This is a genomic window from Thiobacillus denitrificans DSM 12475 (assembly GCF_000376425.1).
Taxonomy (GTDB): domain Bacteria; phylum Pseudomonadota; class Gammaproteobacteria; order Burkholderiales; family Thiobacillaceae; genus Thiobacillus; species Thiobacillus denitrificans.
Window position 1 is genome coordinate 377,620 of sequence record NZ_AQWL01000005.1, and the last position, 12,387, is coordinate 390,006.

Below are 12,387 nucleotides of genomic sequence, written 5' to 3' on the forward strand. Positions count from 1 at the left end.
TTGCTCTAATTTTCGGGACGAATCCCAACAATTTATCGAGGCTTGCCATGTCTGACCGCACACCCGAAACCCACGACACGCTGCCCGAGGCGCCCCCGCACGACACGATCGATCAGTCCCGCCGCAAACTCGCCGGCGCTGCGCTGGGCGTGCCGGCGATTTTCACCCTGGCCAGTCGCCCGGTATGGGCCAGCCAGTGCAGCATCTCGGGCATGGCGTCCGGCAACCTGTCCGCACCCAAGGGTCCGGCCTGTGCCGGCTGCACCCCCGGTTACTGGAACCAATGCCAGCACCTGGATTCCTGGGCCGCGACCGGCTACAGCCCGAACGATTCGTTCAATACGGTTTTCGGCGTCACGCAATACATCAACCCGAAAAACAACCAGCCTTACACCCTGCTCCAGGTGATGGGCCTGCAGGGCAGCGGCAACTGCACGCCGGACACGGTGCAGCCGAATTGCAACGCCAAGCCCAACGGGGCCGCCATTGGCAACATGGGCTGCGACCCCATTTTCGTCAACCTCGGTTTCCATGCGGTCGCCGCCTTGCTCAATTCCGCGCATCCGGACGTCAACTTCGGTTATACCCCAGGCGAACTGACCGAACTCTTCCGCAACAACCTGCATCGTGCCGCCGAACTCAAGGATTCGCTCGCCATGCTGAATGAGCGCGGCTGCCCGCTGAACTGATGCGATGGCGCCCGCTACGCCTCTCCCGCCGCGTCTGCTGAAAAGCTGGGGAGACGAGGCGGTCGTCTACGATACGGCGTCGGGCGACACCCATTACCTGAAACCCATGACACTGGCGTTGTATCAACTCTGCCACGATCATCCCGGTTATACCTCGGTCGGCCTCGCCACTGCATTGGCGACACGCCTCGGCGCGGCGAACACACCGCAATTCCATGAATTGATTGAAGACACACTCGCCAGCCTGCGTGCAATTGGTCTGCTGAAATCCGCATGAAACTGCTGCAACTGCCCCCCGCCGAGTTGCGTCGGCAACTGGCCGGAGCCGGCATATGGCTGCGCACCGGGCCATTTTCACTCAAGCTGCAGTCGCGCATCCCGCGCGTGGCGGAAGGCCTGGCCGAACTCTACGGCCAGTTCGAGGTGCGCAGCGCGCACGAGGCCTTTGCCGATTTTCATGTGTCGGTCAATCCGCCCACCAATCTGCGCCGCTGGTTGCGCCCCCAGGTCTCTTTTTCGTTCGACGGCATGCGCCCTTTCAAGCCGCTGCCGCGCGACCAGGCTTTTCCGATGCTGGAATGGGGCCTCAACTGGTGCGTGTCGACGCAGGCGCACCACTTCCTCATCATCCACGCCGCCGTGGTCGAAAAGAATGGCCTGGCGGCGATTCTGCCCGCCCCGCCCGGCTCCGGAAAAAGCACGCTGACTGCCGGCCTGGTGCTGTCGGGCTGGCGCCTGCTGTCCGACGAGCTCACCCTGATCAGCCGCAAAACCGGCCTGATCCAGCCGCTGCCGCGCCCGGTCAGCCTGAAAAACCAGTCGATCGAAGTCATTCGCCAGTTCGATCCGAACGCTTACATCAACCGTGCCTCGCACGACACCATCAAAGGCACGGTGGCGCACATGCGGCCGCCGCGCGATAGCGTACTGCGCCAGCACGAACCGGCACGTCCCGGCTGGGTAATTTTCCCCCAGTGGCAGGCCGGTGCGCCCGCCACCCTCAGCCCGCGCTCGCAAGCCCAGACTTTCATGTTCCTGGCACAAAACGCGTTCAACTACAGTCAGTTGGGCGTCGACGGCTTCCGTGTCGGCACGGCCTTGATCGACCAGGCAGAGTGCTACGATTTCCGCTACGGACAATTGCGCGAGGCCGTCGCCGCATTCGACCGCCTGGCCGAGCGCCGCCTTTCCTGAACCGCATGAAATCCACTTCCCGCGATCTACTCGCCTGTACCCTGCGCTCACCCGATGCCATCAGCCGTTTTTCCAGCAGCGAATGGGACATCCTGGTGCGGCAGGCCCGAGCGGCAGGGCTGCTGGCGCGCCTGGCGCACCACTTTCATCAGCACGGTCTGACCGCCACGATACCGGACGTGGCACGCTGGCATTTCGACGCCGCCAAAACGCTGGCCGACAAGCAACGAACCGCGGTGTGCTGGGAGCTGCAACAGATCCGTGCCGCGCTGGCCGACCTCGACGGCCCGCTGATCGTGCTCAAGGGGGCGGCCTACGTTGCCGCCGGTCTGCCCGCCGCCGAGGGGCGCCTGTTCAATGACATCGACATCCTGGTACCGCGCGAGTATCTGCCGCAGGCCGAGTCTTCGCTCATGCTGGCCGGCTGGCATGCCACCGGACTGTCGGAATACGACAAGCGCTATTACCGCCGCTGGATGCACGAGATCCCCCCGATGCAGCATATCCAGCGCGAAACCGTGATCGACGTGCACCACGCGATCCTGCCCGACACCGCACGCTATCATCCCGACTCCGCCAAGCTGCGCAGCCGCGCGGTCGCGGTGGAAGGCCTGCCCGGCGTCCATGTACTGGCGGCGGAAGACCGCATTCTGCATTCCGCCACCCATCTGTTCCACGACGGCGAGCTGCCGCACGGCCTGCGCGACCTGACCGACCTCGACCTGCTGCTGCGCGACGCCGCCGTGGACCACGACTTCTGGCCACGCCTGGCCGCACGCGCCGGCGAGCTGCAATTGAGCCGCCCATTGTTCTACGCGCTGCGTTATCTGCGCTATTTTCTCGACACCCCCATCCCCGCCGGCATGATGGCCGGCCTGGCGAGTGCCGCACCCAATCGCGCGACGCTCGCCCTGATGGACGGCATTTTCAAACGTGTGCTGGCGCCCGCGCATGCCAGTTGTGCGGATGCCTTCACACCGGCCGCACGTCTGGGCGCCTTCATCCGCGCCCACTGGCTGCGCATGCCCCCGCAGCTGCTGATCCCGCACCTGCTCCACAAGGCCTTTGTCAGTCCCTACCCGCGTGCCCCCAAACCAGCTTGACGCCGGCCTCGTCGCGCGTATAATTCCCGAGCATTCCAGTCAAGTATTATTCAGGAGCCCGCCATGACCCCCCTCGATCGCATTCGTGACCAAGTCACCAACAATACCGTCGTGCTGTACATGAAAGGCACGCCCCAGTTTCCGCAATGCGGTTTTTCGTCGCGCGCGGCGCAAGTGCTGCAGGCCTGCGGCCTGAAGGATTTTCTGGCGGTGAACGTGCTGGCCGATCCGGAAATTTTCGAAAACCTGAAGTACTACGCCAACTGGCCCACCTTTCCGCAGCTCTACGTCAAGGGCGAGCTGATCGGCGGCTCCGACATCATGATCGAGATGTACCAAAAGGGCGAGATCCAGAAATTGCTGGAAGAAGCACAGGCAGCCTGACGTACCGTCCGGGCCACATGAAAAAGCCGACATTGCGTCGGCTTTTTTACGGATCACGACCCGGCGAATTATCCGGCCTCATCTGCCCCCGGCCCGTCGTCCATCCCCAGTTCGTGGATCTTCCGCGTCAGGGTATTGCGCCCCCAGCCGAGCAGATGTGCGGCTTCGATGCGGCGCCCGCCGGTATGGCGCAACGCCACTTCGATCAGCGTTTTTTCGTAGGCCTGGGTGAGTTCATCGAGAATCGCCGCTTCACCGCGCGCCAGCCGCGCGCCCGCCTCGGTGGCCAGTCCCTGCAGCCAGTCGCTGTCGGACTGCACCACCATGCCCTGCATCAGATCGGCCGGTAGATCGCCTGCCTCGACCACTTGGCCGGGCGCCATCACGGTCAGATAATGGCTGACGTTTTCAAGCTGGCGCACGTTGCCGCTCCACGGCAGATTGAGCAGGGTCTTGAGCGCGGCTTCCGACACCCCCTTGACCTCCACGCCGAGTTCGCGCGCGCTCTTCTGCATGAAATGCCGCACCAGCAGCGGAATGTCCTCGCGTCGTTCACGCAGCGGCGGCAGGCGCAGCCGGATCACGTTGAGGCGATGGAACAGGTCCTCGCGGAACAGGCCTTCGCGCACCCGTACTTCCAGATCCTGATGGGTGGCGGCGATGACCCGCACATTGACCTTGATCGGGGAATGCCCGCCGACCCGGTAGAACTGGCCGTCTGACAGCACACGCAGCAGGCGGGTCTGCAGTTCGGCCGGCATGTCGCCGATCTCGTCCAGGAACAGCGTGCCGCCGTCGGCCTGTTCGAAACGTCCGCGCCGTTGCGCCGCCGCGCCGGTGAAGGCGCCGCGCTCATGGCCGAACAGCTCGGATTCCAGCAGGTCCCGGGGAATGGCGGCCGTATTCAAGGCGATGAACGGACCGCTGGCACGCGGGCTGTGGCGGTGCAAGGCGCGTGCTACCAGTTCCTTGCCGCTACCGGATTCGCCGGTGATCAGCACCGTGGCATGCGACTGCGACAGCCGCCCGATAGCGCGGAACACCTCCTGCATGGCGGGCGCCTGGCCGAGGATTTCCGGCACCGGCGCATCGCTGCTGGCGGGCACGTCGCGGCTGGCGTTTTCCGCCAGCGCGCGGCGCACCAGGTCGAGCGCCTGATCGACATCGAAGGGCTTCGGCAGGTATTCGAACGCACCGCCCTGGAATGCCGCCACCGCGCTGTCGAGGTCGGAATACGCGGTCATGACGATGACCGGCACCTTGGGCAGCCGCTCTCTCAGCGTCTGCAGCAATTCCAGGCCGGACACCCCCGGCATGCGGATATCCGACAATACCGCGCCGGGCTGGCTGCGCTCCAGCTCGCGCAGCGCATCGCTGGCCGAACTGAAGGTCATGCACGGAATGTCCTCGCGCAGCAGGGCTTTTTCCAGCACCCAGCGGATGGAACGGTCGTCGTCGATGATCCAGACACAGCTTGGTTTCAGCATGATGTTCAGGTGGGCAAGGGTAGAAAAATCGCAAACACGGTATGTCCGGGGCGACTTTCGCAGTCGATGGTGCCATGATTTTGCGCGACCAGCGTCTGCGCGACCGCCAGCCCCAGACCGCTTCCGCCTTCGCGTCCCGACACCAGCGGATAGAAAATCTGATCACGGATATCCTCCGGCACGCCGGGGCCATTGTCGATGATTTCGACGCGCAGGCCCAAACGATAACGCCGGCTTTCCAGCGTGATCTGGCGCGCCACTCGGGTCTTGAAAATAATCTCGCCCTGGCCGTGCCCATGCCCGTTACCGTGCCCATGCCCGTTACCGTGCCCATGCCCGTTACCGTGCATTGCCTGTACGGCGTTGCGCGCGATATTGAGCGTGGCCTGGATCAGCTGTTCGGCGTCGGCCCGGATTTCCGGCAGGCTGATGTCGTAGTCGCGCTGCAGGGCCACACTCGGCGTTTCAGCCAGGATCAGGCTGCGCACCCGTTCCAGCACTTCATGAATATTCACCGCACCAAAACGGGGCATGCGATGCGGTGTCAGCAAGCGCTCCATCAGCGACTGCAAACGGTCGGATTCCTTGATGATGACCTGCGTGTATTCACGCAGGGATTCGCGCGGCAGTTCGTGCTCCAGCAATTGCGCCGCGCCGCGTATGCCGCCGAGCGGGTTCTTGATTTCGTGCGCCAGGTTGCGCAGCAATTCGCGGTTGGCCTCCTGCTGCAGGCGCGCCTGCTCCAGCCGGGCGATGCGCAGGTGCGGATCGACCGCGCGCATTTCGATCAATACGGCATGCGCTGGCGCATCCAGCGGTGAAATGCTGCAGCCGAGGCGAATCGGCGGATGACCGCCCACCGCCACATCGAGCTCGTATTCGATCACCGTTTCCAGTTCGCTGCGCGCGGTCCGGATCGCCACCAGCAGCTCGGGGCTGCGCTCGAACACGCGCTCGGCATGATCGCCCGCCAGCAACGCGCCCGACACGCCAAGCAGGGTTTCGGCAGCCGGGTTGACATACACGATCCTGCCGTCGGCACCCAGCACCAGCGCGCCGGTGGACAGGCAGTCGAGACCGGAAAAGTCGGGGACAGTCGGGGACATCATGCTCATACGCACAGTGAAGCACCGATTGTGCCAGAGCGTGGTTGTTGACGCTTCAGCGTCTTTACAGCCAAGGCTCCTGCGCCGGCTTACTTCAGGTTGGCAAGCTCACGCTGGATGGAGGCAATATTCTGTTCGTGCTGCTGCACGCTGGTGCGCAACTTTTTCACGCGATTGAGATAGGTGGCGTCGGTCGCGCGCTCGCCCGGTTGCAGGCGCTCGCCCAGCGCCAACTGGCGACGCGCCTCGTCGGCGTTGCGGCGTTCGCCGGAAATTTCGTCCTGTAGCACTTGGCGGCGGATATCGTCGCGGCGTTTCTGCGTCCCCGCGTCGATGCGCGGAAAATCCGCCGGAGCGGGATTGTAGGAGGCGCGCCGGGGCGCCTTGCTGCCGGCCGGCAGCGACGCCGGGGCACCAGGAAGATCAATACGCTTGGCGCCCTTCTTGTAGACATCGGTAAATGTCACCTGGCCGTTTTCATCGACGAACTTGTAGATTTCCGCCTGTGCGGGCACAGCCGGGATCAAGCACAACAGGAAGAAAAAACGGACGGTTTGCATAGGGCCGAGTGTAGCGTACCCGTTTGTTAACGGCCAAAACCGGGCAATCTTGACCACCCTGCCAGACACGCAAAAGGGGCGACCGAAGCCGCCCCTCCTTTTGCGATACGTGCGGGACTTACAGCGAGTAGTACATCGCGAATTCGACCGGGTGCGTGGTCATGCGGAACTTGGTGACTTCCTCCATCTTCAGCGTGATGTAGGCATCGATCATGTCGTTGGTGAACACGCCGCCACGGGTGAGGAACTCGCGATCCTTGTCGAGCTCTTCCAATGCCATTTCCAGGCTGTGGCAGACTTTCGGCACCTTCGCGTCCTCTTCCGGCGGCAGGTCGTACAAGTCCTTGTCCGACGGATCGCCGGGGTGGATCTTGTTCTGGATGCCGTCGAGGCCGGCCATCATCAGCGCGGCAAAGCACAGATACGGGTTGGCCATGGGATCCGGGAAACGGGTTTCGATGCGGCGCGCCTTTTCGCTGGAGGAAATCGGGATGCGGATCGAGGCCGAGCGGTTACGCGCGGAATAGGCCAGCATCACGGGCGCCTCGAAGCCGGGCACCAGACGCTTGTACGAGTTGGTCGATGGGTTGGTGATCGCGTTCAGCGCCTTGGCATGTTTGATGATGCCACCGATGTAGTACAGGCTCAGTTCGGACAGGCCGGCATAGCCGTTGCCCGCGAACAGGTTCTTGCCGTCCTTCCAGAGCGACATGTGCACGTGCATGCCGGAGCCGTTGTCGCCGACGATGGGCTTGGGCATGAAAGTCGCGGTCTTGCCGTAAGCGTGGGCGACGTTGTGCACGATGTACTTCAGGATCTGCGTCCAGTCGGCGCGCTTGGTCAGGGTGCTGAACTGGGTGCCGATCTCGCACTGGCCGGCGGTCGCCACTTCGTGGTGGAACACTTCCACCGGGACGCCGGCTTCTTCCAGCGCCAGCACCATGGCGGCGCGGATGTCCTGCAGGCTGTCGACCGGGGGCACCGGGAAATAGCCGCCCTTGATGCCGGGGCGGTGGCCGGTGTTGCCGTTCTCGAATTTCTCGGCGGACGACCAGGACGCTTCCTCGGAATTGATTTTCACGCCGCAGCCCGACAGGCCGTCGTGCCAGGTGATGGAATCGAAAATGAAGAACTCGGGTTCCGGGCCGAAGTAGGCGGTATCGGCGATGCCGGTCGACTTCAGATACGCTTCGGCGCGCCTGGCCACCGAACGCGGGTCGCGCTCGTAGCCCTTGCCGTCGGATGGCTCGATCACGTCGCAGGTCAGGATCAGGGTGGGCTCGTCGAAGAAGGGATCCATGTAGGCCGTTTCCGGGTCGGCCTTCAGCAGCATGTCGGACGCCTGAATGCCTTTCCAGCCGGCGATCGACGAGCCATCGAAGGGATGGCCATCCTCGAACCATTCTTCGGTGACGAAGCGCGCGGGAATGGAAACATGCTGTTCCTTGCCGCGGGTATCGGTAAAACGCAAGTCAACGAATTTCACTTCGTTGTCCTGAATCATCTTGATCACACTGGCCACGGCCATGCTGAACTCCTCAAACTGAAATGGATTGAACGACGGCGTTGCATGCTGGACCGGCCACACCAAACGCCACACGGAGGATTGTTAGCAGCAACCGTGCCATGCAAGAAATCAGGGGCGAACCATTGTGCCATAAGGCCTACGCAGCAGGATAGTGCAGAATCCAGCGGGGTTAATGCACCATAAAAGTGCGCATCCCCCTGTTGCGCACTCTATTGGTGCGAATTGCATCGGGCATCGGCTTTCATATACTGAATCAATAATAAAAGGAGTCCATCATGGGACGCATCACCGACCTGCTCGACGCCGCCCACCATCGTAGCCAAACCCATGCCTGGTCCTACGCCGGCGCCTTGCTGCCGCACGAAGCGCATGAATTGTTGCAACTTGCACCCGGGGCACGCCTGATCGACGTGCGTTCGCGGGCCGAACTCGAACTGAACGGCGTCATTCCCGAAGCGCTGCACGTCGAGTGGCAGTCCTGGCCGGGCTGGGCTTCCAACCCCCATTTCCTGGTTCAACTGGCACAGGCCACCGACCCGGAATCCCTGCTGATATTCATCTGCCGCAGCGGCGCGCGCTCGCACCGGGCCGCCGCCGCCTGCACCGAATCCGGCCGCAACCATTGCTACAACGTGCTGGAAGGTTTCGAGGGTGATCTCAACAGGACCACCGGCCACCGCAACGAATTGAACGGCTGGAAACGGCGCGACCTGCCCTGGGCACAAACCTGATCGCCGACCTCGCGGCAGGAGGCAATACGCGCATCAACAGTTAGAATTACGGCCGCCATGACCGACCGTTACGCCGTATTCGGGCACCCGATTGCCCATTCAAAATCCCCGCTGATCCACGCCGCGTTTGCCCGTCAAACCGGGCAGGACATGACATACGAGGCGATTCTCGCGCCGAAGGACGGTTTTGCCGACAGCGTGGCGCAGTTCATCGCGGCGGGCGGACGCGGCGCCAACGTCACGGTTCCATTCAAGGAACAGGCGTTTGCCCTGGCAAGCCGCCTCAGTCCACGCGCCGAACAGGCTGGTGCGGTGAACACGCTGACGTTCGATGCCGGCAGCATCCGCGGCGACAACACCGACGGCGCCGGACTGGTGGCTGATCTCACCCGCAACCTGCATTGTCTGCCGGGCGGCAGACGCATCCTGCTGCTCGGCGCCGGCGGCGCGGCGCGCGGCGTGATCGAACCGCTGCTCGACCTGCGGCCCGCCGAATTCGTCATCGCCAACCGCACCGTCAGCCGTGCACAGGAACTCGCCGAACAGTTCGGCCGCGGCGTCGTCGCCTGCGGCTTCGACGCACTGCACACCCCCTTCGACATCGTCATCAACGCCACCGCCGCCAGCCTCGCCGGCGAGCTGCCGCCGCTGTCGCCGCGCGTGTTCGCCACGGACGCGCTGGCCTACGACATGATGTACGGGCGCGACACCCCTTTCCTCGGCTTCGCCCGCGCGCACGGCGCAGCAACCGCCGACGGCCTCGGCATGCTGGTGGAGCAGGCGGCCGAAGCGTTTTACCTGTGGCGCGGCGTGCGCCCCGACACCGCGCCCGTCATCGCGGCGCTGCGCCAAGACCGCCTGGAAGGCGAGAGCCCGGCGGCGTCCCCCCCGCGGGGGCCGCGCACGTGATCCGCACCGCACTGCGCTGGCTCGGCAAGGGTATCGCTGCGGCGATCGCGCTGGTACTGCTGTATCAGTTGTGGATCTTCGCGCACGTGCTGTGGTGGATCGATCACAACCCCACCTCCACCTCGTTCATGGAAGCCGGCCTGGCGCGCCAGCAGGGCAAGAACCCCGACGCCGAACTGCGCCACAAGTGGGTGCCGTACGACCGCATCTCCATCCACCTGAAGCGCGCCATCGTCGCCGCGGAAGACGCAAAATTTCTCGAACACGAAGGCTTCGACGTCGAGGGCATCCAGAAGGCGGTCGAAAAGAACCTGAAGAAGGGCCGCCTCGTCGCCGGCGGCTCGACCATCAGCCAGCAACTCGCCAAGAACCTGTTCCTCTCCGGCGAACGCAGTTTCATCCGCAAGGGCCAGGAAGCTGTGATCACGCTCATGATCGAAGCCACCTGGAGCAAGCGCCGCATCCTCGAGGTGTATCTGAACGTCATCGAATGGGGCAACGGCATCTACGGCGCCGAAGCCGCCGCCCGCCGCTACTACAAGACATCCGCTGCCAACCTCAGCCGCGACCAGGCCGCACGCATGGCCGCGATGGCGCCGAATCCGCGCTGGTACGAGAACCACCGCAGCTCGCGCAGTTACCAGCGACGCGTTGCCGTCATCAAGCGTTATATGGGGTATGCGCAGGTGCCGCGCTGACTCGACTCAACAGACCTATTCAGGCTCACCATTTCTGGACAAGAACGGCGCTCGGAATGACCTAGACTGATCGCCCGCTGCTCGGCCAAGGCAGCCGGTCAGGCTTTCCGCACAATACGTCCGGTCCTCGGCCCTAAGCAAACATTGGGTCGTTCAAAGGACAAGGCGCGGAGCCACGCAGCGGCGGAGCGTTCCAGTGAGCGAAAGCGAACGTATTTGAGCCACTTGTTATAGATTCTCTTGGTATAGGTCCTTGTGAAGTTTCATTAGCTTAGTAGCAAGTTCTTCGCTGTCAGCCACCTTAGCTATTTCAAGGCTTGCGGAATATGCGATTACAGCAGCAGACTGTAATACTCCACACATATGCTCTGGATTGTAGTTTGAAGCTATCTCGTCTTTTCTATTCCTGGCGATGACTTGGATAGTGCCACCGTGGGTGTAGTCATTTAATTTTCCCCAAAGGGACTTTTTTACAGAGCTAAGACTTTTCTCCCCAAAGGCCTCCACTTGCTCAATGGCCTCGATTAGTTTTCCGATTTTCGGAGGCTCCTTGCCAGTAAGAAATGAATCAACTTGCTCCTCACTAGCACAATGCTCGAACCACAAACCACGTACATAAGCTTCAAATTGTGGGCGCAAAAGAACTAGGGCTGAACCCCATACATGGTTGTGGACGAGAAGATGGATGGCCGACTGGTGTTCAAGTGCTAGGTGGAACAGAGCAACAGAAGCTCTGCGCTCCTTTGTCGTTTCAAAGTTGGTACCGTCGATCAGAGTATTCGACTGAACCATCCATGCTTCCGACTTATCGAGTTCCGTTTCAATATCCATAACGTGGAATTAACCGGCGACCGAAAGCAGAACGTAGCCTGCTGTAGGGCGTCCGAAATACTCGGATCAGTTCAGTCTGCTCCCTTTTTTTGTCGCTTTAATTTACATCATTGAAGTTGCGCAACATTCTGAACTTGATGTGCTGATTGGTGGCCTCCAGCACCTCGAGATCTGCGCCTTTGTAGCCAATCCTTGTCGATTCCGTTAGGTCATACTCAACATTGTTGTTGAATGCCGGGCGCGCTGTGTTGTTTGAGAACTCTCGATAACCGATATTGATCTTTGATCCCACCCTGCCGTTGTAAATGAGGGTCTGCTGAAAGGCGTCCGGCGCTAAAACCGGACGCTTTGTTCGTTCAATGTCTTGTACTTCTTTACAGGCGGCCACATTGAACACCGTAACAACGCAAAGCTCGGGTACAGACTTTTTTGCCATGATGCTTTTCCAAGGATCAGCGATCATGGCCTTCTCTACTCTTCCACCGTCTTCTGTGCGTGCTGGTGAGTAATACTCGGCGGTTTCATCCTCTCCATCTTTAAGGTAGTACCCAGGATGAAGGGTGTAAGCCCAGCTTATTTCCCGAACCGCTCTAAGGTTTAGAGCGTCATGCTCTCGATATTTCCCTTGGCGGAGCATTGTGTCGCCTATGCGAGCAGTAGAAACTGATCCAAGCGGTGGTTCGCTAATAGCGACTGAGCTTGGCGCATAGTTGTATTTCGGGCTGGCGCAACCTACTAGCATGATTGCTAGGGATGAAGCTATAAGGCTTTTAAGCATTGACGCCTCTTTTGTTGGTAGATGGGAACGGCAGGGTGAATCGTGTCAGTTTACTCGATCCCTTTAAGTCTCATGCTTGTGTGTCCGCTTTTGACCGATGACCGGTTGTTAGGATCATCCAGCTTGAATGACCGCTTCGGCCGATTATGCAAAGTCGTTGATTATGGAAAGTAGCGAGTCGGAACGCACGCCAATAGCTGATTGGCAGCGGCAGGCGCGAATTCCGTCCTTCACATAATCACAGGGTCTTTAGGAAGTCGATCAGCGAGTCGGGTGCACGATAGCGCTGCACCTTGACCTCTGGCGCTTGAAGGCGTGCCAAGGCACGGTCCTTCATGGTCAGGTCGGCCTCGACGTAGTGGTGGGTTGTTAGCGGGCTTTCATGCCCG

14 protein-coding genes are annotated in these 12,387 nt (G+C 61.5%); 8 read left to right on the plus strand and 6 right to left on the minus strand.

The genetic code is table 11. From position 1 onward, the window contains the following. The first annotated feature begins 47 nt into the window (after window positions 1-47). From B059_RS0110725 to grxD, 5 genes are all read left to right on the plus strand, one after another. Window positions 48-689 (plus strand): hypothetical protein, encoded by a 642-nt coding sequence (locus B059_RS0110725; RefSeq protein ID WP_018078255.1) that lies wholly within the window; start codon window positions 48-50, stop codon window positions 687-689. A 4-nt stretch (window positions 690-693) separates the two neighbouring features. Further along, on the plus strand, window positions 694-966 hold the full coding sequence (locus B059_RS0110730) for an HPr-rel-A system PqqD family peptide chaperone (protein ID WP_018078256.1): 273 nt from the start codon (window positions 694-696) through the stop codon (window positions 964-966). Continuing rightward, a complete protein-coding gene (locus tag B059_RS0110735) occupies window positions 963-1,883 on the plus strand; it encodes an HprK-related kinase A (protein WP_018078257.1) in 921 nt (306 codons plus the stop codon). The genes B059_RS0110730 and B059_RS0110735 overlap by 4 nt, the downstream gene beginning before the upstream one ends. Window positions 1,884-1,888: 5 nt before the next feature. After that, entirely contained in the window at window positions 1,889-2,986 is a 1,098-nt protein-coding gene (locus tag B059_RS0110740) for a nucleotidyltransferase domain-containing protein (RefSeq protein WP_018078258.1), read from the plus strand. A gap of 63 nt (window positions 2,987-3,049) precedes the next feature. Continuing rightward, a complete protein-coding gene (grxD, locus tag B059_RS0110745) occupies window positions 3,050-3,370 on the plus strand; it encodes a Grx4 family monothiol glutaredoxin (protein ID WP_018078259.1) in 321 nt (106 codons plus the stop codon). A 68-nt stretch (window positions 3,371-3,438) separates the two neighbouring features. Here grxD and ntrC read toward each other — a convergent pair whose 3' ends face one another. The 4 genes from ntrC to glnA all read right to left on the minus strand — a co-directional run bounded on the left by ntrC (window position 3,439) and on the right by glnA (window position 8,051). Next, the gene (gene ntrC, locus B059_RS0110750) at window positions 3,439-4,857 is read right to left on the minus strand and encodes a nitrogen regulation protein NR(I) (protein WP_018078260.1); all 1,419 of its coding nucleotides are present in this window, start codon (window positions 4,855-4,857) and stop codon (window positions 3,439-3,441) included. Window positions 4,858-4,862: 5 nt separating this feature from the next. Further along, a complete protein-coding gene (glnL, locus tag B059_RS0110755) occupies window positions 4,863-5,972 on the minus strand; it encodes a nitrogen regulation protein NR(II) (RefSeq protein WP_018078261.1) in 1,110 nt (369 codons plus the stop codon). Window positions 5,973-6,052: 80 nt separating this feature from the next. Beyond that, complete coding sequence (locus tag B059_RS0110760; protein WP_245538776.1) at window positions 6,053-6,580, minus strand: DUF4124 domain-containing protein; 528 nt, start codon at window positions 6,578-6,580, stop codon at window positions 6,053-6,055. A gap of 61 nt (window positions 6,581-6,641) precedes the next feature. Next, window positions 6,642-8,051 (minus strand): type I glutamate--ammonia ligase, encoded by a 1,410-nt coding sequence (gene glnA, locus B059_RS0110765; protein WP_026177450.1) that lies wholly within the window; start codon window positions 8,049-8,051, stop codon window positions 6,642-6,644. A 275-nt stretch (window positions 8,052-8,326) separates the two neighbouring features. Here glnA and B059_RS0110770 point away from each other — a divergent pair, with 275 nt between their 5' ends. Genes B059_RS0110770 through mtgA form a run of 3 tightly spaced genes read left to right on the plus strand, consistent with a single transcriptional unit; the run spans window position 8,327 to window position 10,389 of the window. Continuing rightward, window positions 8,327-8,782 (plus strand): rhodanese-like domain-containing protein, encoded by a 456-nt coding sequence (locus B059_RS0110770; protein ID WP_018078264.1) that lies wholly within the window; start codon window positions 8,327-8,329, stop codon window positions 8,780-8,782. A gap of 57 nt (window positions 8,783-8,839) precedes the next feature. After that, window positions 8,840-9,691: a shikimate dehydrogenase gene (aroE, locus tag B059_RS0110775; RefSeq protein ID WP_018078265.1), complete on the plus strand. Its 852-nt coding sequence runs from the start codon at window positions 8,840-8,842 to the stop codon at window positions 9,689-9,691. Next, window positions 9,691-10,389 (plus strand): monofunctional biosynthetic peptidoglycan transglycosylase, encoded by a 699-nt coding sequence (gene mtgA / locus B059_RS0110780; RefSeq protein ID WP_026177451.1) that lies wholly within the window; start codon window positions 9,691-9,693, stop codon window positions 10,387-10,389. The genes aroE and mtgA overlap by 1 nt, the downstream gene beginning before the upstream one ends. Before the next feature lie 228 nt (window positions 10,390-10,617). Here the strand turns inward: mtgA and B059_RS19915 are convergent, their stop codons facing one another. Next, window positions 10,618-11,220 carry a DUF6988 family protein gene (locus B059_RS19915; RefSeq protein WP_026177452.1) on the minus strand — a complete coding sequence of 201 codons (603 nt, stop codon included), beginning with the start codon at window positions 11,218-11,220 and terminating at the stop codon, window positions 10,618-10,620. 97 nt (window positions 11,221-11,317) lie between these two features. Beyond that, window positions 11,318-11,998 carry a hypothetical protein gene (locus B059_RS0110790; protein WP_026177453.1) on the minus strand — a complete coding sequence of 227 codons (681 nt, stop codon included), beginning with the start codon at window positions 11,996-11,998 and terminating at the stop codon, window positions 11,318-11,320. Window positions 11,999-12,387 lie beyond the last annotated feature (389 nt).